The sequence below is a fragment of the Microvirga lenta genome (assembly GCF_020532555.1).
In the GTDB taxonomy this organism is placed as follows: Bacteria; Pseudomonadota; Alphaproteobacteria; order Rhizobiales; family Beijerinckiaceae; genus Microvirga; species Microvirga lenta.
In genome coordinates this window covers 221,304-242,054 of record NZ_JAJBBR010000009.1, presented here as the reverse complement: position 1 = coordinate 242,054, position 20,751 = coordinate 221,304, and the positions used below count along the sequence as shown (strand labels likewise).

Genomic DNA, 20,751 nt, shown 5'->3' with positions numbered 1-20,751 from the left:
CCGCAGAAATTACTTGAGCTCGACCTTGGCGCCGACCTTCTCGAGGGTCGCCTTGATCTTCTCGGCCTCGTCCTTGGCCACGCCTTCCTTGACGGGCTTCGGAGCGCCTTCGACGAGGTCCTTGGCTTCCTTCAGGCCGAGGCCGGTGATGCCGCGGACTTCCTTAATCACTTCGATCTTCTTGTCGCCGGCAGAGGCGAGAACGACCGTGAACTCGGTCTGCTCTTCGGCAGCAGCGGCAGCGCCGCCGCCAGCGCCCGGAGCGGCCGCAACGGCCACAGCCGCGGCAGCGGAAACGCCCCACTTCTCTTCGAGCATCTTCGCGAGCTCGGCAGCTTCAAGAACGGTCAGAGACGAGAGATCGTCAACGAGCTTGGCAAGATCAGCCATTTTTTGATCCTTAAGTTCGGTTCGAACAGTTTGATGGTTGAGGTTACGGCCTCACGCCGCTTCGCCTGTCTTGGCATAGGCCCCGAAAACGCGGGCGAGCTTCGCCGCCGGCGCAGTGCTGAGCTGAGCGATCTTGGTCGCCGGAGCCTGGATAAGGCCGATCAGCGTACCGCGCAGTTCGTCGAGGGACGGCAAGGTCGCGAGCGCCTTGACTCCGTCCACGTTCAGGGCGGTCGCGCCCATTGCGCCGCCGAGGATCACGAGCTTGTCGTTACCCTTGGCGAAATCGACTGCGACCTTGGCCGCCGCGACCGGATCGCTCGAATAAGCGATCAGGGTCGGACCCTTCATGAGGCCCGAGATGGACGCGACGTCCGTGCCTTCGAGAGCGATTTTGGCGAGGCGGTTCTTCGCGACCTTCACGGTGGCACCGGCCTGCTTCATCTGCGCGCGCAGCTTCTGCATGTCGGCGACCGTGAGGCCAGCATAGTGGGCGACGACGACCACTGACGTGGTGTTGAACACGTCATTGAGCGTCGAGACGAGCTCGCGTTTTGCTGCTCTTTCCACTGGGCTCTCTCCGGTTGGCGGAAAAGTTCCGCCGGTTGCACCTGTCGTTCAAGGCCCAGGCTTGCACCCGAGGCATCTCGAACGACGCTCTCGCAAGCCCTGTCCCCCAAATCACGCCCTTTCAGACGCACCGGGTGAGATGGTTCGAACCGATAGTCCGCGCTCGCGTTAACGAGCAGAAACTCGGCTTCCCCGTCTATGCAGGCCCTCTCGAATTAAACCGGGCAAGCCGGCACCTGCAGTCTCGGACAGGACATAGCCGGAACGCGCCAAAGGATGACCCTTGGCCCGCCGGCCTGTCACCGCTCCGTTTCCGGAGCGGATTCGCAGCCGAAGACCAGCAGAACCGGACTTCGGCGAATTTTTAGAATCTCAACGCGTCTCCATAAGACGTTTGGATGCAAAAGCCAAGAGGCAATTGCATGACTTTTCCTTGCGGAAAGTTTGGAGACGAGCCTTAGCTAAGCCTTGAGAACGTGCTTTGCAAGGCCTTGCCGCACAATCCGGGTCTCGGGGCCGGGCCCGGGCGTATGATTCAGCCTGCGGCACCGGGGCATGGGCCGCCGGTGCGGGGTTGGCGCCAAGCTCGGCCCGCCCATGCAGATGCCGCTCCTTCAGGGCGCCCTCCCTTCGGCGCCCACCGCCGATGCTCCCAGGGACCCGAAGACGCACCGTTGTGCCCGGGCGCATGAAAAAGGCCCGGCAGCAAACTGCCGGGCCTTCAGATCTTGCGAGGACGCTTCGCTTAGCCGTTGAGAACCGAGGAAGGATCGACCTTCACGCCCGGGCCCATCGTCGAGGAGATCGCGACGCGCTGGATGTAGGTGCCCTTGGCGCCGGCCGGCTTGGCCTTGGCCACGGCGTCAGCGAACGCCTTGATGTTCTCGACCAGCTTGCCCTCGTCGAACGAGGCCTTGCCGATGCCGGCGTGAACGATACCGGCCTTCTCGACGCGGAACTCGACCGCGCCGCCCTTGGCGGCCTCGACGGCACCCTTCACGTCCATGGTCACCGTGCCGACCTTCGGGTTCGGCATCAGGCCGCGCGGGCCCAGCACCTTACCGAGACGGCCGACGAGCGGCATCATGTCCGGGGTGGCGATGCAGCGGTCGAAGTCGATCGTGCCGCCGTTGACGGTCTCGAACAGGTCCTCGGCTCCGACCACGTCGGCGCCGGCCGCCTTGGCCTCGTCGGCCTTGGCGCCACGGGCGAAGACCGCCACGCGGACCGTACGGCCCGAGCCGTTCGGCAGGTTGCAGACGCCACGGACCATCTGGTCGGCGTGACGGGGATCGACGCCGAGGTTCATGGAGACCTCGATGGTCTCGTCGAACTTGGCCTTGGCGCGATCCTTGATCAGCTTCACCGCGTCCTGGATCGGGTAGAGCTTGGCGGCATCGATGCCTTCGCGGGCAGAGCGGATGCGCTTTCCTTCTTTAACAGCCATCATACCCTCCTTAGGCCACTTCCATGCCCATCGAGCGCGCGGAGCCCTCGATCATGGCCATGGCGGATTCAACGGTGTCGCAGTTGAGATCGGCCATCTTCTTCTCGGCGATCTCGCGGATCTGGTCCTGCGTCACGCGACCGACCGTTCCGCCCTTGCCGGGAGTCTGCGATCCCTTGTCGATCTTCGCGGCCTTCTTGAGGAAGTACGAGACCGGGGGCTGCTTCATTTCGAAGGTGAAGGAACGATCCTGATACGCGGTGATGATCACCGGGATCGGGGTGCCCTTCTCCATCTGCGAGGTCTTCGCATTGAAGGCCTTGCAGAATTCCATGATGTTCAGGCCGCGCTGACCGAGCGCCGGGCCGATCGGCGGCGACGGGTTGGCTGCGCCTGCAGGCACTTGGAGCTTAACGTAGCCCGAGATTTTCTTTGCCATAGGACTGCTTTCCAATGGACCACCCGCTCGGAGCCTGCCGAACGGTATGGCGGTTGCAGGTCGCGGTGCAGTCTGCTGGTCCCGGCTGGCATCCGGGCAGACCTCCCGCGGGTGAAGGCCCCGCTAGGGGACCAAGAGCGGCGCGACGGGCGCGCCGCCCAACCGGTCAGACCTTTTCGACCTGACCGTATTCGAGCTCGACCGGTGTTGCGCGGCCGAAGATGGACACCGCCACCTTGAGGCGGGCCCGGGCATCGTCGACTTCCTCGACGACGCCGTTGAAGGAGGCGAACGGACCGTCGGAAACCCGGACCTGCTCGCCCACTTCGAAGCTGACGGACGGCTTCGGATGGTCGACGCCCTCGGCCACCTGGCCCTTGATGCGCTCGGCCTCGCGATCCGGGATCGGAACCGGCTTGGACTTGTCGGCGCCCAGGAAGCCGGTCACCTTCGGGGTATTCTTGATGAGGTGGTAGACCTCGTCGGTCAGGTCGCACTTCACCAGGACATAGCCCGGGAAGAACTTGCGCTCCGTATCGACCTTGCGGCCGCGGCGCACCTCGACGACCTTCTCGGTCGGCACCATGACCTCGTCGAACTTGTCTTCCAGGCCGCGCTGCGCCGCCTGATCCTTGATCGACTGGGCGACCTTGTTCTCGAAGTTCGAGTAGGCGTGGACGATATACCAACGCTTCGTCATTGCATCCGCCCCTTATCCGCCAAAGCCGAGGAGAACCGAACGGACTCCCCAGCCGATCACCTGATCGACCACGAGGAAGAACACGCTGGCGAGGACGACCATCACGAAGACCATAGCGGTCGTGATCATGGTCTCCTTACGGGTCGGCCACGTGACCTTGGCAGCTTCCGAGCGGACCTGCTGCAGGAAATCGAACGGGTTCGTTTTCGCCATTTCGCTCAACATCCACCTCGCCGGAAAGGGCGGCGGACGTCCTCCGTGGGCACTGTCAGGCCCAAATTGAAGGGGCGCGAGGCCGTTTTTCAAGCCTCGCGCCGCCTGTTTAAACGATTACGGGGCGCTCTCTAACGCAAAACGCCCGCTTTGTCGATCCGCTGGCAGGAGTGGAGGGACTCGAACCCCCAACCCCCGGTTTTGGAGACCGGTGCTCTAGCCGATTGAGCTACACTCCTCCGGCGGTCGACAGGTGGCGGCGAACCGCCACCTGGAACTCAATTAATCCATGACCTGAGCGACGACGCCGGCACCGACGGTGCGGCCGCCCTCACGGATGGCGAAGCGCAGCTTCTCCTCCATGGCGATCGGCACGATCAGCTCGACATCCATGGTGATGTTGTCGCCCGGCATCACCATCTCGGTGCCCTCGGGCAGCTTCACCACGCCGGTCACGTCCGTCGTGCGGAAGTAGAACTGCGGACGGTAGTTGCCGAAGAACGGCGTATGACGGCCGCCCTCTTCCTTCGTCAGGATGTACGCCTCGGCCTTGAACTTCGTGTGCGGCTTGATCGAGCCGGGCTTGCACAGCACCTGGCCGCGCTCCACGTCCTCGCGCTTCGTGCCGCGCAGAAGAACGCCCACGTTGTCGCCCGCCTGGCCCTGGTCGAGCAGCTTGCGGAACATCTCGACGCCCGTGACCGTCGTCTTCTGCGTCGCCCGCAGACCCACGATCTCCACTTCCTCGCCGACCTTGATGATGCCGCGCTCCACGCGACCCGTCACTACCGTGCCGCGGCCCGAGATCGAGAACACGTCTTCGATCGGCATCAGGAACGGCTGGTCCACCGGACGCTCCGGCTGCGGGATGTAGGCATCGACCTCGGCCATCAGCTTGAGAACCGCGTCGCGGCCGATCTCAGGCTGGCGGTCCTCCAGAGCGCAAAGAGCCGAGCCCTTCACGATCGGGATGTCGTCGCCCGGGAAGTCGTACTTCGACAGAAGCTCGCGAACCTCGAGCTCGACCAGGTCGAGAAGCTCGGCGTCGTCGACCATGTCGACCTTGTTCATGAACACCACCAGCGCCGGAACGCCGACCTGGCGCGCCAGAAGGATGTGCTCGCGCGTCTGCGGCATCGGGCCGTCGGCCGAGGACACCACCAGGATCGCGCCGTCCATCTGCGCCGCGCCCGTGATCATGTTCTTCACGTAGTCGGCGTGACCGGGGCAGTCCACGTGCGCATAGTGGCGGTTCGCCGTCTCGTACTCCACGTGAGCCGTCGAGATCGTGATCCCGCGCGCCTTCTCTTCCGGAGCCTTGTCGATCTGGTCGTACGCCGTAAACTGCGCGCCGCCAGACTCCGCCAGAACCTTCGTGATCGCCGCCGTCAGTGACGTCTTGCCATGGTCCACGTGACCAATCGTCCCGATGTTGCAGTGCGGCTTATTGCGCTCAAACTTTTCCTTCGCCATGTCCTACTGTCCTTGACACGCCTAATTGCCTGAACGGCAAACCTGCCGCCCATTAGGGCTCTTTGATCGGATCCGCAAGAGCCAGTTACGAATAAGAGTCATATAATCGGTGACAAGCGCGCGGCCCGATCGAACCGATTGGGCGCCCTCGCTATACCAGTGCCGCGCCCGCGACAAGGGGTCTCTTGCACATTCCGCCGATTTCTCCGCTTCCGGAGGCAGGCAGGCCGGCCTGCGCGCTGGGCCGCAAGCTTGGCCTGAATCGGGAACTGTCGGAGAGAGTGGGGAGAAGGAAGCGAGGTTGGAGCGGGTGAAGGGAATCGAACCCTCGTATTCAGCTTGGAAGGCTGCTGCTCTACCATTGAGCTACACCCGCGTCTCAACCATCGGGCTGGTGGTGGGGGAAGTAGGACTCGAACCTACGAAGGCATAGCCAGCGGATTTACAGTCCGCCCCCTTTGCCGCTCGGGACATTCCCCCTTGAGCCAACCGGACGCGCTTGAGCGCCGAGGTCGTCCACGGTTCGCCAGGTCGTCGGCGCGCCGTGGGCGTTCTTATGGTGACCCTCACAGCCGGTGTCAACTCCTAACCGCAAGGAAAGCGACGGGTCGTGAAGGTCCGTGGCCTGTGCTATGTGCCGAAATCCAACAGGTGAGATCAGGATCCCATGAGCGACCGCCCCTTCCAGTCCCGAAAGCCGAGATTCCAGCGCCCCTCTGGAAAGCCGGGCCGCCGCGAGAGCCAGCCGAGGCGCTTCTCCTCCGACGTGGAGACCACGATCCTCTACGGGTGGCACCCGGTCGTGGAGGCCCTTCGGAACGGAAAGCGCAGCTTCCGGCGCCTGCTGGCGACGGAAAACTCGGCAACGCGGCTGAACGAGGAGTTGAACGCCCCCCTGCCGATCGAGCCGGAAATCGTCCGGCCGCACGACATCAGTGTGCTCGTGGAGCCCGACGCGGTCCATCAGGGGCTTTACCTCGAGGCCGATCCCCTGCCCTCGCCCACCCTGGAGACCTTGAGCGGCGAGCGGGTGGTCCTGGCCCTCGACCAGATCACCGACCCGCACAATGTCGGCGCCATCGTCCGCACGGCGGCCGCCTTCGGGGTGGAGGCCATCATCACCACGGCCCGCCACAGCCCGGCCGCGACGGGGGTGCTGGCGAAATCGGCCTCCGGCGGCCTCGAGCACGTCCCCTTCATGATCGTGCGCAACCTGGCCGATTCCCTGATCGCGCTCGGCGAGCGCGGCTTCCAGCGCATCGGACTCGATTCGTCGGGCGAGGCGAATCTCGACGAGCTGCAGCTCCGCAGCCCGGTCGTGCTGGTGCTGGGTTCCGAGGGCAAGGGCCTGCGCCAGAGGACCCGCGAATGCTGCGATATCATCGGCCGGCTCGACATGCCTGGGGAAATCAAGAGCCTCAACGTCTCCAACGCCGCCGCCATCTCGCTCTATGCTGTGACCAAAGCCGTCGCGGCCGGCGGGGGAAAGTAAAGCGGGCCGGGCTTCAAGTTCTTACGCCGGTTGGTACTTCGGCACTTCTGTCGAGGCGTCTTAGACGGAAGTCTCAAATACCAATTGGCAATTGTGGCGAGCAGCGCCCGCGCTAGCCTTCCATGGCGCAAGATTCACGGCCGCCCCGTGCGGCCCTGATGACCTCGGCCCAGACCCGCGGCAGCGGCCTGGACCAAGAACCCGGATGACCGGGCGACGCGATATTGGAAGGAAACCCTATGGCAACAGCAGCAACCACGCCGCATTCGGCCGCCACCGTGCGCCCGATGACGCGGGAAGAGAAGAAGGTCATCCTGGCCTCCTCTCTCGGCACCGTCTTCGAATGGTACGACTTCTACCTCTACGGATCACTGGCCACCATCATCGGCGCGCAGTTCTTCTCCGCGTTCGACGTGACGACACGTAACGTGTTCGCGCTGCTCGCCTTCGCGGCGGGCTTCCTCGTGCGCCCGTTCGGCGCCATCGTGTTCGGCCGCATCGGCGACCTCGTGGGCCGGAAATACACCTTCCTGGTCACCATTCTGATCATGGGCTTCTCGACCTTCCTGGTCGGCCTGCTGCCCAGCTATGCCCAGATCGGCTGGATTGCCCCGGTGATCCTGATCGCGCTGCGCATGCTCCAGGGCCTGGCGCTGGGCGGCGAGTACGGCGGCGCTGCCGTGTACGTGGCCGAGCATGCCCCGGTCGGGCGTCGCGGCTTCTACACCAGCTTCATTCAGATCACGGCGACCGTCGGTCTGCTGCTCTCCCTGGTGGTGATTCTCACCCTTCGCACCTGGATGGGCGAAGCCGGCTTCCAGACGGGTGAAGGCTGGGCCATCGCCGGCTGGCGCATTCCGTTCCTGCTCTCCGTGGTGCTTCTCGGCATCTCGGTCTGGATTCGTCTCCAGATGCAGGAATCGCCGGCCTTCAAGAAGATGAAGGAAGAGGGCACCCAGTCCAAGGCTCCGCTCAAGGAGGCCTTCGGCCAGTGGGCGAACGTGAAGATGGTGCTCATCGCCCTTGTGGGCCTCGCCATCGGTCAGGCCGTGGTGTGGTACACGGGTCAGTTCTATGCCCTGTTCTTCCTCCAGAGCATCCTGAAGGTCGACCTCCTCACCTCCAACGTGCTGATCGCCTGGTCGTTGATCCTGGGCACGGGCGGCTTCGTGTTCTTCGGCGCCCTGTCCGACCGCGTCGGCCGCAAGCCGATCATCCTCGGCGGCTGCCTGATCGCGGCGATCACCTACTTCCCGCTGTTCGGCATGCTCACCAACGTCGTCAGCCCCAACATGACCCAGGCGCTGGAGACCGTGAAGGTCCAGGTTGTCGCCGATCCCGCCACCTGCGGCTCGGTGTTCGACCCGGTCGGCATCCGCGACTTCACCTCGCCCTGCGACGTGGCCCGCGTGGCTCTCGCTCGCGCCGCCATCAAGTACGAGCTTGCTCCAGCTCCGGCCGGCACGCCGACGAGGGTCACCTTCAACGGCACGGATGCTCCGCTGGCCCCGGCGGTCGCGGCCAACATCACCGGCTTCGCCAGTGCTGCGGCACAGGCCGGCTATCCGAAGGCGGGCGATTCGAGCATCCTGAAGCTCAGCGGCTTCTTCAGCGCCCTCGGCAGCGCCCAGGCCCTGAAGGCCATCGCGATCCTGACCATCCTCGTGCTCTACGTCACGATGGTGTACGGCCCGATCGCCGCGGCCCTGGTCGAGTTCTTCCCGACCCGCATCCGCTACACGGCCATGTCGCTGCCCTACCACATCGCCAACGGCTGGTTCGGCGGTCTGCTGCCTCCGACGGCCTTCGCCATGGTGGCGGCCACCGGCGACATCTACTACGGCCTCTGGTATCCGATCGTGATCGCCATGGTGACCTTCGTGGTCGGCCTGCTCTTCGTGCCGGAAACCAAGGATCGTGACATCATGACCTACGAGGGCCCGGCGAAGTAAGCCTTCCCGTCTCCCACAAAAGGAAAGCCCCGCCGCGAGGCGGGGCTTTTCGTTTCGAGGCTCGGGAAACCTCAGTAGCAGGTGGTGACCCGGCGCACGATCCAGCCTTCGCCCTCGACCCACAGACGCTTGCGGGAACGGGCGCAGTTGAGGTCCTCGCTCGCGGTCTCCGTGATCGACGATGTCGTCTCCGGATCCTTTGACGCAAGATCCTTCGAAGCGAGCGTGGTCACCTGTGCGCGAGCGTTCTTGGCAGCGCCGGCATCCGCACCGCGGGCGGCGAATGCCGGCTCCGCAGTCAAGGAAAGGCCTCCTACCAGGCAGATTGCGGCAAAAAGCCCCCATCTGCCGGCCGGAGAGCGATTCTCCTTTGTATTTGAGACCCTTAGGGCACCCATATCACCGAACTCCTTGATCATCATTGTGCAGATAATTCCAGAATTCGAGGATGGTTGCGGTGCGAAAAGACACTTAATTTTTACATTTGAAGGGAACTTGCTTCCTGTGCCTCGCGCTGATACCTCAACAGGCAGACAGGACGATGCCGGTTTAGCTCAGTTGGTAGAGCAACCGCCTTGTAAGCGGTAGGTCGCGAGTTCGAGTCCCGCAACCGGCACCATTCCCGCCAGCCTGCGACTTGGCGGAAGCCCGGAACGCCTCTTGGTCCTGGCGGCACTGGGGGCCGCTTCAGTGGATCTCTTCCTTCCCCCAGTTTTCCCGCGCCCCCTGTTCGGACACCCTCTGTTCGGTCCGGCTCAGACCGCCTCGGCGCTTGCCGAACAGGAAGATGGCGGCGCCGAGCAGAATCGGCCCGCACACGATCACCAACGCCCATAAATAACCTTCCATCAGACCTCTCCTGCTGAGGATCTGCGTAACGCAGAGCTCACATTCTGCAGGGCTAACCGGCATACAAAGTGGTTGTTCCGCGCCAGGGATGCGGTCATGCAGAGGGTGCCGCCGTACGGTTGCGGGGCGATCTCCAACGCGAAAAAGCCGATGCCGATCATCATCTCCGACCCTGACGACCCGCGAATCGAACCCTACCGCGCAGTGCGCGAGCGCGATCTCGTCGGGCGGGAGAACCGCTTCGTCGCCGAGGGAGAGGTCGTGCTGCGGGTGCTCCTGAAGCAGCGCCGTTTCCAGCTCGAATCGGTCCTGCTGGCGGAGAACCGGGTCGAGAGCCTGGCCGAGGCCCTCGCCGCCCTCCCCTCCGAGGTTCCGGTCTACACGGCGAATCGCCAGGTCATGGACGCGATCGTGGGATTTCCGATCCACAGGGGCATCCTGGCCATCGCCCGCCGGGCGCCGCTGCCGGCCGTCGACGAGCTGCTGGCGGGGCTGCCGCCGAAAGCCCTTGTCGTGGGCCTAGTCGGCCTTGCCAACCACGACAATGTCGGCGGCATCTTCCGCAATGCGGCGGCTTTCGGCGCCGATGCGGTGCTGCTCGATTCGCAGACCTGCGATCCTCTCTACCGCAAGGCGATTCGTGTCTCCGTCGGCGGGGTTCTCGTCGTGCCGTTCACCCGTGTTCCCTCGGCGTCCGCCATGGTCGAAGCCCTGCTGCGGTCTGGCTTCGAAGCGATTTCGCTGACTCCTTCCGGCCAGGAGACGCTCGCGAGCCTCAAGCGCATGCCTCGGGCGGCGCTGCTTCTCGGGGCCGAGGGCCCCGGACTGCCCGATGCCGTGCTGGCACAGACCCGGACCGTCACCATTCCCATGAGCGGCGGCTTCGATTCGCTGAACGTGGCGACGACCAGCGGCATCGCGCTCCATCACCTGTCGGGAGCCGGTCTCGACGATGAGGGCTTGAAATCCCGCGAGATCGCCGACTTGTGAAAGCTCCGGCTCTTGTCTGCAAGCTGGGCCGTTCTAGCCTCCCGTGTCCTTGACGGGAGAAACCTGATGACCCTCACACGCCGTACTGTTCTTGCCGGCACTGCCCTTGCCGCAGCGCCATTCGGAGGCCAAGCCTTGGCTCAAGCCGCACCCTCGACGCCGGGTTCGTCCCAAAGCGCGGAAACGTCCCAGGCGCCGGGCTTCTACCGCTATAAGGTGGGCGACATCGAAGTCACGGCCATCAACGACGGCTTCGCCCGCCGTCCTCTGGAAGGCTTCGTCCGCAATGCGGAGCTTTCGCAGGTCAAGGAAGCCATGCGGGAGGCCTTCCTCCCCGAGGATGCTCTTCCGATCACCTTCACCACCCTGGTCCTGCGCCGAGACGGCGGCGGACTGACGCTCATCGACACGGGAAACGGCGATTCGGGCGCTCCGACCTCCGGCTTCTGGATGGAGAATTTCCGTGCCGCCGGGTTCGAGCCGTCGCAGGTCGAGAACGTGGTGATCAGCCATTTCCACGGCGATCACATCAACGGGCTGCGCCTGAAGGACGGCACGGCCGTCTTCCCGCGGGCCGAGGTCATGGTGCCGGCCGCCGAATGGGCGTTCTGGATGGACGACGCCCGGATGAACCAGGCTCCGGAAGGCATGAAGGGCGCCTTCCAGAACGTGCGCCGGGTGTTCGGCCCGATCGCGAACGACGTGAAACGGTATGAGGCCGACAAGGAGATCGTGCCGGGCCTGACCTCGGTCGCAGCCTATGGCCATACCCCGGGCCACACGGCCTACATGCTCTCCTCCGGTCCCGGGAAACTGATGGTGATGTCGGACATCACGAACCACCCGGCCCTGTTCGTTCGCCATCCCGATTGGGCGGCCGTGTTCGACATGGATGCCGACCAGGCCCGGCAGACCCGCCACAGGATGCTCGACATGGCGGCCAGCGAGCGGGCGCAGGTGGCGTTCTACCATGCCCCCTTCCCGGCCACGGGCCACATCGCGAAGGAGGGCAACGGCTTCCGCTTCGTGCCCGTGCAGTGGATGCCGGTCGTCTGACCGTCAGGCGGGCGGCTCAGTCGCCCGCCGTTTCCCCCGCGAGCCAGGCAATGGTGTCCACATCGACGTCCGCAGGCTCGATGAAGAAGATCACCGGCGTCTCGTAGGGATGCCTTTCCTTCAGGGCCCGTCCAGCATCGTCCTGAAGCCTCTTCACGGTCTTGAGGATGGCGACCGCCTCCTCCCCGCGCTCGATCTTCCCCTGCCAGGCATAGACGGAGCGCATCCCCGGCAGGACGTTGATGCAGGCGATCAGCCTGTCGCGGACCAGCGATTCCCCTATCGACAGCGCAGTGTCCACATCGGGAAAGGTCGTATAGACGAGAAGTGGGCTCTCCATGCTATGCCTTTTGTCCGCATCTGGTTCGGGCATAACGTAGGTATGGGGCATGGCCCGTCGTTTCAACAAAGTCGCATTCGTCGCGAGTTCGACGCCTGACGCGCAGAGCGCGCTGCAGGTGCTGGCGGAGCAGTATGCGAACGTCCCCCCGGAGGAGGCCGACGTGATCGTCGCCCTCGGCGGTGACGGCCTGATGCTGCAGACCCTCCACCGCTTCATGGGCACCGCCAAGCCGATCTACGGCATGAACAAGGGCACGGTCGGCTTCCTGATGAACGAATTCAGGGAGGACGACCTCTTCGACCGGCTCGAGAGCGCCCACCGCAGCGTCGTCCATCCGCTGCTCATGGTGGCCTGGGACGTGAAGGGCGTCGCGCATACGGCCCGGGCGATCAACGACGTGTACATGCTGCGCCAGACCCACCAGACCGCCAAGCTGCGCGTGAGCGTCGATTCCCGCGTGCGGCTGAACGAACTGATCGCCGACGGCATCCTGGTCGCGACCCCGGCCGGGTCCACGGCCTACAATCTTTCCATCAACGGGCCGATTCTCCCGCTCAATGCCCCCCTCCTGGCCCTGACCCCCATCTCCGCCTTCCGCCCCCGCCGGTGGCGCGGGGCGCTGCTGCCGGACTATGCGAAGATCCAGATCGACGTGCTGGAGGCGGAGCACCGCCCGGTGAGCGCCGTGGCCGACCATACGGAGTTCCGGAACGTGGCTCGGGTCCATGTCTCGATGGACCGGACCGTCGATCTCGTGGTGCTGCACGATCCCGGCCACAGCCTGGACGAGCGCATCCTGCGCGAGCAGTTCGGCTGAGGAAACACCCAAACGCTTGGCTCATGACAAGGATAGGACAATGACCGACGAGAGCAGCAGGCACCCTCGTGGAGGCCTCTACTTCGAGGATTTCACCATCGGCACGACCATCGCGCACCGCCTGACCCGCACGGTGACGCAGATGGACAACATGCTGTTCTCCAACATGACCCTCAACCCGCAGCCGCTCCATATCGACGCGCATTTCTGCGCCACCGAGACGGAATGGGGCAAGCCGCTCATGAACTCCCTGTTCACGCTCGGCCTGATGATCGGCATCTCCGTGAACGACACGACGGTGGGCACCACCATCGCCAATCTCGGCATGACGGACGTGAAGTTCCCCGCCCCCCTGTTCGAAGGCGATACGGTCAATGTGACCACGGAAGTCGTCGCCAAGCGCGAGTCGAAGTCGCGGCCCGATGCGGGCATCGTCGAGATGGTTCATCGCGCCTACAAGCAGGACGGCAGCCTCGTTGCCGAGTGCCGGAGACAGGCCTTCATGCGCAAGCGGGGCGCATGATGCGGTCCCTCCTGTTCGTGCCCGGCGACAGCCGGAAGAAACTCGACAAGGGCCTGACTTCGGGCGCGGATGCCCTCCTGATCGACCTCGAGGATTCGGTCGCGCTCGATGTGAAGGAGGAGGCCCGCCGGGTCACGGCGGCCTTCCTCTCCGAGGCGAAGACCCAGGCCGAACGGCCGCGCCTCTATGTGCGCGTGAACGGCCTGACGACAGGCCTCACAGACGCGGATCTCGACGGGGTCATGCAGGCGGCACCCGATGGAATCGTCCTGCCGAAGACCGTCGGCGGGACCGACGTGGCCCATCTCGGCGCGAAGCTCGCTGTCCGCGAGGCGGAGTTCGGCCTGGACGACGGCGGCACCCGGGTTCTGGCCATCGCGACCGAGAACGCCCTCGGGGTCTTCGCCCTCGGCACCTTCGCCGGAGCCAGCCACCGCCTCATGGGACTGGCCTGGGGCGGCGAGGATCTCTCGGCCGATATCGGGGCGGAGGCGAACCGGGGCGACGACGGCGCCTACACCGAACCTTACCGGATCGCCCGATCCCTGACGCTCCTGGGCGCCGCGGCGGCAGCCGTCGACGCGATCGACTCGGTCTACACCAACTTCCGCGACATGGACGGCTTGGCGGCCGAGTGCCGGGAGGCCCGGCGCGACGGCTTCGTCGCCAAGATGGCGATTCATCCGGCGCAGGTGCCGGTGATCAACGAGGCCTTCACGCCCTCAGAAGAGGCGCTGGGCCGGGCTCAGGCGGTGGTCGATGCCTTCAAGGCCAATCCGGGCGCGGGGGTCGTCGGCGTCGGTGGCGAAATGCTCGACCGTCCGCACCTCCTGCGGGCCGAGCGTCTGCTGAAGCGGGCCGGAAGAATGTGAGCGGCGAACTCGCCCCCTTGTGGGCTCGTGTGGTGCAGCCTGCATAGCCCATGCGCCGACATGTCGGAATGGAGGCGAGGCTCCGCTTCAGCTCGTCTCCCCGACGGATTTCGCGTCTCTACGAGTTCGCCGGAAGCGCCGTCCGGCTCTCCCCCCCCTTGTGGGGAGGGAAATGGCGCCATGTTCTGAACAGGCGCAGCCTCATCCGGACCTGATGGTCCAGCCGCTCCCACGGTAAAGGCTCGATCTACCCGCCCGGCCGCGTGATCGAGAACTTCGTTTCAGGCGTCGCGACGAAATAGTCCCGATAACCCGAGCGGGCGATCGGGCGCATGGCGGCGGTATCGACGATGCCCTCGACGATGAACCGGTCGTCGATATGGATGCCGATTACCTGACCGATCACGAGGTAATAGCTCGGCTCGCCTCCGCCCAAGGGCGTCAGCGGCACGGTCTGGAGCCATTTGCACTCCAGGGCCGCCGGAGCATCCGCCACCCGGGGCGGCTTGACGAGGCGGGACGGCGCGGCGGCGAGGCCCGCATGCTCCATCTCGTTTTCTCCCCGCGGCAGCAGGGCGGACGTCTTGTTCATCTGCTCCCGGAGATCGTAGGTGGCGAGGTTGCAGACGAATTCCCCCGTTTCCTCGATGAAGGAGAGCGCGTCCTTCCGCCCGGCGCTCGAGAACGCCACCATGGGCGGACGCTCCGAGACGGCGTTGAAGAACGAGTAAGGCGAGAGGTTGATCTCGCCCTTGGCGCTCATGGCCGTGATCCAGCCGATGGGGCGGGGTGTGACGAGGGCCTTGAACGGATCGTGGGGAAGACCGTGGGCGTTGGCGGCGGTTTCGTAGAACATGGTGCGGCCTAGAAGCGGGTGACGATATCGGCGAGGTCCGGCCGCGCCCGGTCGCCGGGCTGCTCCTTCGTCGTTCCGATGTGGATGAAGCCCGCGATCCGCTCGTTCGGCGCGAGGCCGAGGGCATCGAGCACCCGACGGTCGAAGGCGGCCCAGCCGGTCAGCCAGACGGCGCCGTAACCGAGGGCTGTCGCCCCGTTCAGGAGGTTCATGCAGACGGCGCCGGCCGACAGGATCTGCTCCCAGTCCGGGATCTTCGCGTGCGGCACCACCCGGGACACCACGGCGACCACGAGCGGCGCCTGTGCGAAGCGCCCCCGCTCGGCGGCGATCTTGTCCTCGTCGGCGTCCGGGTTGTCCGCCTGGAACGCCGTCGCCAGAATGTCGCCCAGCCGGTGGCGGGCGTCCCCCTCGATCAGGATGAAGCGCCAGGGAACAAGCTTGCCGTGGTCCGGCACCCGGGCCGCGACCGTCAGCAGGGTCTCCACCTCCTCCGGGCTCGGCCCGGGCTCCCCCAGCCAGCGCGCGGGAACCGAACGTCGCTGCTGAAGGCGGGAAAGGCTTTCATTCATGGGATCTTCATCCGGATTGGATATTGTGGAACAATAGGTGTCGGGCGCTCACGCAGGGTGCGGTGCTTGGACGGCGCAGGCTTGCCATGGTCTCGCCGTCTTGATGCGCTTGAGCAAGCGCGGGCGTCCCAAGAGGGGCCGTTGCGAGAGAAGAACCGGCAACGGATGTATAGGGGGAGTGCGGCAATACGCCAAGCAGGTTTCCGGCCTGTGGTGAACGGTGACGGCATAGCTGCCCTTGCAGCAGCGCATTCTGGCGTGCCGCCGCATCCATCCCGACCCGACCGGCGAAGCGCCGCTTTGACAGCGATGCACACACCAACCACGCCAACCGGCATCCCCGGGTCCGCCTTCTGGTCGAGGCAGCAGACGATCGTCGCCTTTGCGCTCATTCTCGGGATCTGGGCCGTCGCGGCGGCCGTGTGGCCCCTCACCGGCTCGGTGGTTCCCTGGGATTCGAAGAACCAGTTCTACCCGACGCTCCGCTATCTCGGCGCCGCCCTCGCCCATGGCGAGCTGCCGCTCTGGAACCCCTATCATTTCGGCGGCCATCCTTCGGCGGCCGATCCCCAGTCGCTCCTGTTCACTCCCACCATGCTGCTGTTCGGCTGGCTGGTGCCGGAGCCGTCGATGCAGCTTTTCGACGGGGTCGTCTTCGCCCATTTCCTGCCCGGAGCGCTGGCCTTCGTCCCCCTCTTCCGTCGCCGCGGCTGGCATCCGGCAGGCGCGGTGGTGGCGGCCATCGTCTTCATGCTCGGCGGCTCCGCCACGGCGCGCCTCCAGCATACGGGCATCATCCTCAGCTACGGCTTCTTTCCCCTGGCCCTTTGGCTTCTGGAGGAAGCCCTGGATCGCCGCTCCTACCGGTTCGGCGCGCTGTTCGCCGTGACGGCGGCGTTCATGACCATCGGGCGCGACCAGGTCGCCTTCCTCTGCGCCCTGACCCTGATCGCCGTGGCGGCCCACCGCATCGGCTCCGCCGCCCATCCCCTGACCTATCTCAGGTCGCGCCTCGGACTGCTTGCCTCCATAGCCGTCATCGGCGGCGCGCTCCTCGCAGTGCCGGTCGTCCTCACCATGCAGTTCCTCGCCACCTCGACCCGGCCCTCCTTCGGCTACGGGGTCGCGGCCATGGGGTCCCTGCCTCCCGAAAGCCTGGCGACGATCCTCTTCGGCAACGTCTTCGGCTCCCTGCGCTGGACCTACGACTACTGGGGACCGGACTGGCACAGCCTGGCGGAGGGCACCTGGACGGACAGGGCCACGAACTACCTGTTCATCGGCACGCTTCCGGCCCTCCTCCTCATCTGGCACGGCATCGCCGGAGGGCGCCTCTTCGCCCGCGAATTCCGCTTCTTCCTCGTCGTCGGCATCATTGCCCTGTTCTACGCCCTGGGCCGCTACACTCCCGGATTCGAGGTCATCTTCGACTACATGCCGGGCGTGAACCTCTACCGCCGCCCGGCCGATGCGACCTTCCTCATCAACATCGCCCTCGCCTTCTCGGTCGGCTACCTGGTCCACCGCTATGTCACGGACGGGCTCCCGCAATGGAGCAGGGCCGCGTTGGGCCGCCTCCGGCTCGTCCTGCCCGGCCTCGCCGTCACGCTCGTCCTCGCCGCCATGGCGAGCGCCCTCGTCTTCGCCGTGAAGGCCGGGCAAGCCCCGGCGGCCCTGCGGGAGATCGGGATCGGCCTCCTTGCTGCCACGGCCGGCATCGTGTTGCTGCAGCGCTTCAGTGGCCCCTCCCGCTGGCGCGAGGCCGCCGCCCTTGCCCTCATCGCCCTGACCGGCACCGAACTCGTCTGGCGCCATGCGGCGTCAGCCCTCAATGCGGAGCCCGCGGAACGCTACGCGGTATTCCGCGAGCTGCCGCCGGAGCAGCTTCAGGGGCTGCGGATCCTGAAGAAGGAACTGGCCGGCCGGCATGCCCGCGGCGAGTACCCCCGCGTCGAGATCCTCGGCCTGCGCGGTCCGTGGCAGAACGCCTCGATGGTGCTGCAGATCGAGGACATCATCGGCTACAACCCGCTGCGCCTGGCCGATTACGAACGCGCCGTGGGGCCCGGCGAGAACGCGGAAGACCCCAACCTGCGCACCTTCCCGGCCACCTTCCGCGGCTACAAGTGCCGTCTCGCCAGCCTGCTCGGACTCGAATATCTGGTGCTCGACCGGCCCATCGAGAAGCTGCCGCGCCATTTCCCCCGCCTGCCGGGCGCCGAGGTGGTCTACGGTGCCGGCCAGATGTGGATCTATCGGGTGAACACGGCGAGCCCCCGGGCCTATGTCGCGCATCACGCGCATGTGGTCGATTCCGAAGCCGTGCTCGATCAGGAGGAGCTGCCCGAGTTCAACCGCCAGACGGAGGCCCTGATCGACGACGAGAGCGCTCCCCTGCTCAAGGCCAGCTTCGGTCCGTCCCCGGCCGAACCGGCCCAAAGCCGGGCCCGCATCGTCAGCTATCAGCGCAACTCGGTCGTGATCGAGGTCGAGACGGGCAAGCCGGGCATTCTCGTGCTCCACGACATCTATTACCCGGGCTGGGAGGTGCGGGTCGACGGGGAGCGCAGGCCGCTCCTGCGCGCCAACCTCCTGTTCCGCGGCGTCGAGGTTCCGGCAGGCCGGCACCGCGTCGAGTTCGAATTTCGCCCTCTTTCCCTGGACAATCTGGTTGCGGCCGCGTCCGAACTCGTGGACAGCGAGGAGGAAGCGATCAGGACGGCCGCCGCCCCCTGGTCCGCCGCCGGATCCCGAACCGACCAAGAATGATGCGTTTGTCGAACTCCCTGAGCCGCCTTCTCGGCTGTCTGGTGCTTCTCGCCGCCTCCGGCGCCGTCGCCCAGACGCCTGCCGTCCCGTCCCTGACCCAGACCCCTCCTCCGGTGGCGACAGGCCGGGTCACGGTCAATGCCAGCGCCGCCTTCGCGGACAACAACGAGCCGATCCGCTCCGGCCTCGTCTGGCGCGTCTACGAGGACCGGGGCGACACGACCCCGCCGACCATCGTCGCCCGGTCGAGCAGTCCGACACCGGGCTTCACCCTGCCGCCCGGCAACTACATCATGCATTTGTCCTACGGGTTCGCGAGCGCCTCCAAGCGGCTCAGCGTCCGATCGGGGCAGGTGAACGAACGGCTGACCGTGAGCGCGGGAGCGCTCAAGCTGAAGGGCGCCGTCGGCGACAGCCCCATCGCGCCGAACCGGCTGTCCTTCACGGTCTACGTTCCCAGCGGCCAGAACTCCGAAGGCCGCCTGGTCATCGCCAACGCCAAGGCGAACGACATCATCCGCCTGCCGGAGGGCACCTATCACGTGGTGTCCACCTATGGCGACGCCAACGCCATCATGCGCAGCGACCTCAAGGTGGAATCCGGCCGCGTCACGGAAGCGACCCTCAACCACCGCGCCGCGACGGTGACGCTGAAGCTCGTCGGCACGGAAGGCGGCGAGGCCTTCGCCGGAACGGCCTTCAGCGTGCTCACCCCGGGCGGCGACGTGATTCGCGAGGCCATCGGCGCCTTTCCGTCCGTGACCCTGGCCGAAGGCGAATACGTGCTGATCGCCCGGCACGAGGGCAAGGTCTATACCCGCGACTTCACGGTCGAGAGCGGGCTCGACCGGGATATCGAGATCGTCGTCCCGCCGACCTGAACCTTTTCCGCCTTCCCCGCATTGACCGGTCTCTGACGATCGGTCGCGCCGGGCAGGGACATCGAGCTCTCATGGCGTGGCCCTTACCGGGAGGACACCCATGAAGATTTCGGAAATCATGACACGCAACGTGCGCGTGGTCGCGCCCGACAAGACGATCCAGGAAGCCGCGAGGCTGATGGACGAGATGAATGTCGGCGTCTTGCCCGTCTGCGACGGCCGCCGGCTGCGGGGCATGATCACCGACCGCGACATCACCGTGCGCGCCACGGCGGCCGGCCTGCCGCCCGACACGACCCGCGTGCGCGACGTGATGTCCGACAATGTGTGGTGGTGCTTCGACGACGACGACGTGGATCACATCGTCGAGCTCATGAGCGATCACCAGATCCGCCGCCTCCCCGTCGTCGATCACGACAAGCACCTCGTCGGCATCGTCGCCCTCGGCGACCTTGCCACCGACCGGGAGGATCAGGCTTCCCACGCCCTGCATCGCATTTCGATTCCCTCCGAGCCGGACCGCACGGGCACGCTCAGTTCCTCCCGCGCCGATCAGACCCGGGACCGCAGGCCTTCTCCCCTCACCGGGGACGAGCGCCGCGAGCTGGAGCGCCGGATGCGCGGGGACGATGACGACTGGCGTCACCGTCCCAACGATTACCGCGAGCGCGAGGGCCGCGGGCAGTCCGGCCGGGCCCGTGGCGGAGACCAGTTCCGCTTCCGCGAGGAGGACGACGTGCGGGCGGCCTTCGGATCCTTCGGCTATCCGGGCCAGGAACCGCGGCGCGACGCCCGGATGCGCGGCGGCTACGGCGGCGAGGGATACCAGAATTACGGGGACGAATTCGCCGGTCGCGGCTCCGCCGGAAGAGGCTTCCATCCCCCGCGCTACGGCGCCTCGACCATCACGGGCGAGCGCGCCCGTCCCGGCGACGACAGCAGCGAGACCGACCGCCGGATGCAGGACCGCGAGCGCACCTGGAGCCTCGTGAACGAGCGCCGCGACCACAGCAACTACGGCAGCGGCCCCGGCAACAACCGGTTCAGCAACGATGCCACCGGAAGCTTCGGCGAGGTCCGCCGGGGCGAGCATAGCGGCCGCGGCCCGCGCAACTATCAGCGCTCCGACGACCGCATCCGGGAAGACATCAACGAGCGCCTGACGGACGATCCCCTCATCGACGCGTCCGAGATCGAGGTGACGGTGGAGAACCGCGAAGTGACCTTGAGCGGCACCGTCCGCGACCGCGGCGAGCGGCGCCGGGCGGAGGATCTGGCCGAGTCGGTTTCAGGCGTAAACCACGTGCAGAACAACCTGCGCGTCGGACAGCAGCAGGCAGGACACGGGACGGGAACGGAAGCGGGCGATGCCGGTGCCGCCACCGGCAATCCCGGCATCGGCCAGACAGGCTCCCGCGCCGGATCCCCTGCCGGCGGACGCAGCTCGGGGTCGGGACGCCAGCGCCAGACGACGTAAGGCCGCTTGGACGCGTCCCCTTGAAAAGCGATGGCCGGGGCTTGCCCCGGCCATCCTCGTTTGCAAACCT

The 20,751-nt window shown here is 65.9% G+C and carries 22 protein-coding genes and 4 tRNA genes; 11 read left to right on the top strand and 15 right to left on the bottom strand.

What is annotated here, in order from left to right; genetic code table 11:
* Positions 1–9: 9 nt before the first annotated feature.
* From rplL to LGR44_RS15910, 10 genes are all read right to left on the bottom strand, one after another.
* Entirely contained in the window at positions 10–390 is a 381-nt protein-coding gene (gene rplL, locus LGR44_RS15955; protein ID WP_109596488.1) for a 50S ribosomal protein L7/L12, read from the bottom strand.
* Positions 391–441: 51 nt separating this feature from the next.
* Positions 442–960, bottom strand: coding sequence for a 50S ribosomal protein L10 (gene rplJ, locus LGR44_RS15950; protein ID WP_226741697.1), 519 nt, complete (start codon positions 958–960; stop codon positions 442–444).
* 745 nt (positions 961–1,705) lie between these two features.
* Positions 1,706–2,407: a 50S ribosomal protein L1 gene (rplA, locus tag LGR44_RS15945; RefSeq protein WP_226741696.1), complete on the bottom strand. Its 702-nt coding sequence runs from the start codon at positions 2,405–2,407 to the stop codon at positions 1,706–1,708.
* 10 nt (positions 2,408–2,417) lie between these two features.
* Complete coding sequence (gene rplK / locus LGR44_RS15940; protein WP_226741695.1) at positions 2,418–2,846, bottom strand: 50S ribosomal protein L11; 429 nt, start codon at positions 2,844–2,846, stop codon at positions 2,418–2,420.
* A 166-nt stretch (positions 2,847–3,012) separates the two neighbouring features.
* Positions 3,013–3,546: a transcription termination/antitermination protein NusG gene (nusG, locus tag LGR44_RS15935; RefSeq protein WP_226741694.1), complete on the bottom strand. Its 534-nt coding sequence runs from the start codon at positions 3,544–3,546 to the stop codon at positions 3,013–3,015.
* A 12-nt stretch (positions 3,547–3,558) separates the two neighbouring features.
* Positions 3,559–3,759, bottom strand: coding sequence for a preprotein translocase subunit SecE (gene secE, locus LGR44_RS15930; protein WP_226741693.1), 201 nt, complete (start codon positions 3,757–3,759; stop codon positions 3,559–3,561).
* A gap of 162 nt (positions 3,760–3,921) precedes the next feature.
* A tRNA-Trp gene (locus LGR44_RS15925) sits at positions 3,922–3,998 on the bottom strand.
* 43 nt (positions 3,999–4,041) lie between these two features.
* Positions 4,042–5,232, bottom strand: a complete 1,191-nt coding sequence (gene tuf, locus LGR44_RS15920; protein WP_226741692.1) for an elongation factor Tu — start codon at positions 5,230–5,232, stop codon at positions 4,042–4,044.
* Positions 5,233–5,534: 302 nt separating this feature from the next.
* Positions 5,535–5,608, bottom strand: a tRNA-Gly gene (locus tag LGR44_RS15915).
* Positions 5,609–5,627: 19 nt separating this feature from the next.
* Positions 5,628–5,712 (bottom strand) — tRNA-Tyr (locus LGR44_RS15910).
* A gap of 187 nt (positions 5,713–5,899) precedes the next feature.
* On the opposite strand from LGR44_RS15910, the gene LGR44_RS15905 reads away from it, so the two are divergent.
* On the top strand, positions 5,900–6,724 hold the full coding sequence (locus LGR44_RS15905; protein ID WP_226741691.1) for a TrmH family RNA methyltransferase: 825 nt from the start codon (positions 5,900–5,902) through the stop codon (positions 6,722–6,724).
* Positions 6,725–6,963: 239 nt separating this feature from the next.
* A complete protein-coding gene (locus LGR44_RS15900; RefSeq protein WP_226741690.1) occupies positions 6,964–8,676 on the top strand; it encodes an MFS transporter in 1,713 nt (570 codons plus the stop codon).
* 71 nt (positions 8,677–8,747) lie between these two features.
* Here LGR44_RS15900 and LGR44_RS15895 read toward each other — a convergent pair whose 3' ends face one another.
* Entirely contained in the window at positions 8,748–8,978 is a 231-nt protein-coding gene (locus LGR44_RS15895; protein ID WP_226741689.1) for a hypothetical protein, read from the bottom strand.
* A 241-nt stretch (positions 8,979–9,219) separates the two neighbouring features.
* On the opposite strand from LGR44_RS15895, the gene LGR44_RS15890 reads away from it, so the two are divergent.
* Positions 9,220–9,295, top strand: a tRNA-Thr gene (locus LGR44_RS15890).
* A 68-nt stretch (positions 9,296–9,363) separates the two neighbouring features.
* On the opposite strand, the gene LGR44_RS15885 is transcribed toward LGR44_RS15890, so the two are convergent.
* The gene (locus LGR44_RS15885; protein WP_226741688.1) at positions 9,364–9,525 is read right to left on the bottom strand and encodes a hypothetical protein; all 162 of its coding nucleotides are present in this window, start codon (positions 9,523–9,525) and stop codon (positions 9,364–9,366) included.
* A gap of 96 nt (positions 9,526–9,621) precedes the next feature.
* Between LGR44_RS15885 and LGR44_RS15880 the strand changes: the two genes are divergently transcribed.
* Positions 9,622–10,515, top strand: a complete 894-nt coding sequence (locus LGR44_RS15880; protein WP_226741687.1) for a TrmH family RNA methyltransferase — start codon at positions 9,622–9,624, stop codon at positions 10,513–10,515.
* A gap of 66 nt (positions 10,516–10,581) precedes the next feature.
* On the top strand, positions 10,582–11,571 hold the full coding sequence (locus tag LGR44_RS15875; RefSeq protein ID WP_226741686.1) for an MBL fold metallo-hydrolase: 990 nt from the start codon (positions 10,582–10,584) through the stop codon (positions 11,569–11,571).
* 16 nt (positions 11,572–11,587) lie between these two features.
* Here the strand turns inward: LGR44_RS15875 and cutA are convergent, their stop codons facing one another.
* Entirely contained in the window at positions 11,588–11,911 is a 324-nt protein-coding gene (cutA, locus tag LGR44_RS15870) for a divalent-cation tolerance protein CutA (protein WP_226741685.1), read from the bottom strand.
* A 49-nt stretch (positions 11,912–11,960) separates the two neighbouring features.
* Between cutA and LGR44_RS15865 the strand changes: the two genes are divergently transcribed.
* Genes LGR44_RS15865 through LGR44_RS15855 form a run of 3 tightly spaced genes read left to right on the top strand, consistent with a single transcriptional unit; the run spans position 11,961 to position 14,126 of the window.
* Positions 11,961–12,731, top strand: coding sequence for an NAD kinase (locus tag LGR44_RS15865; RefSeq protein ID WP_226741684.1), 771 nt, complete (start codon positions 11,961–11,963; stop codon positions 12,729–12,731).
* Between the two features lie 40 nt (positions 12,732–12,771).
* The gene (locus tag LGR44_RS15860; protein WP_226741683.1) at positions 12,772–13,254 is read left to right on the top strand and encodes a MaoC family dehydratase; all 483 of its coding nucleotides are present in this window, start codon (positions 12,772–12,774) and stop codon (positions 13,252–13,254) included.
* Positions 13,254–14,126, top strand: a complete 873-nt coding sequence (locus LGR44_RS15855) for an HpcH/HpaI aldolase/citrate lyase family protein (protein ID WP_226741711.1) — start codon at positions 13,254–13,256, stop codon at positions 14,124–14,126. The genes LGR44_RS15860 and LGR44_RS15855 overlap by 1 nt, the downstream gene beginning before the upstream one ends.
* A 247-nt stretch (positions 14,127–14,373) precedes the next feature.
* Here the strand turns inward: LGR44_RS15855 and LGR44_RS15850 are convergent, their stop codons facing one another.
* Both LGR44_RS15850 and LGR44_RS15845 read right to left on the bottom strand, forming a co-directional pair.
* Positions 14,374–14,982, bottom strand: coding sequence for a flavin reductase family protein (locus LGR44_RS15850; RefSeq protein WP_226741682.1), 609 nt, complete (start codon positions 14,980–14,982; stop codon positions 14,374–14,376).
* An 8-nt stretch (positions 14,983–14,990) separates the two neighbouring features.
* Positions 14,991–15,554, bottom strand: coding sequence for a nitroreductase family protein (locus tag LGR44_RS15845; protein ID WP_226741681.1), 564 nt, complete (start codon positions 15,552–15,554; stop codon positions 14,991–14,993).
* 309 nt (positions 15,555–15,863) lie between these two features.
* Between LGR44_RS15845 and LGR44_RS15840 the strand changes: the two genes are divergently transcribed.
* From LGR44_RS15840 to LGR44_RS15830, 3 genes are all read left to right on the top strand, one after another.
* Positions 15,864–18,323: a YfhO family protein gene (locus LGR44_RS15840; RefSeq protein ID WP_226741710.1), complete on the top strand. Its 2,460-nt coding sequence runs from the start codon at positions 15,864–15,866 to the stop codon at positions 18,321–18,323.
* Entirely contained in the window at positions 18,323–19,204 is an 882-nt protein-coding gene (locus LGR44_RS15835) for a hypothetical protein (RefSeq protein ID WP_404809933.1), read from the top strand. The genes LGR44_RS15840 and LGR44_RS15835 overlap by 1 nt, the downstream gene beginning before the upstream one ends.
* Before the next feature lie 100 nt (positions 19,205–19,304).
* Positions 19,305–20,681: a CBS domain-containing protein gene (locus LGR44_RS15830; protein WP_226741679.1), complete on the top strand. Its 1,377-nt coding sequence runs from the start codon at positions 19,305–19,307 to the stop codon at positions 20,679–20,681.
* Positions 20,682–20,751: the final 70 nt, after the last annotated feature.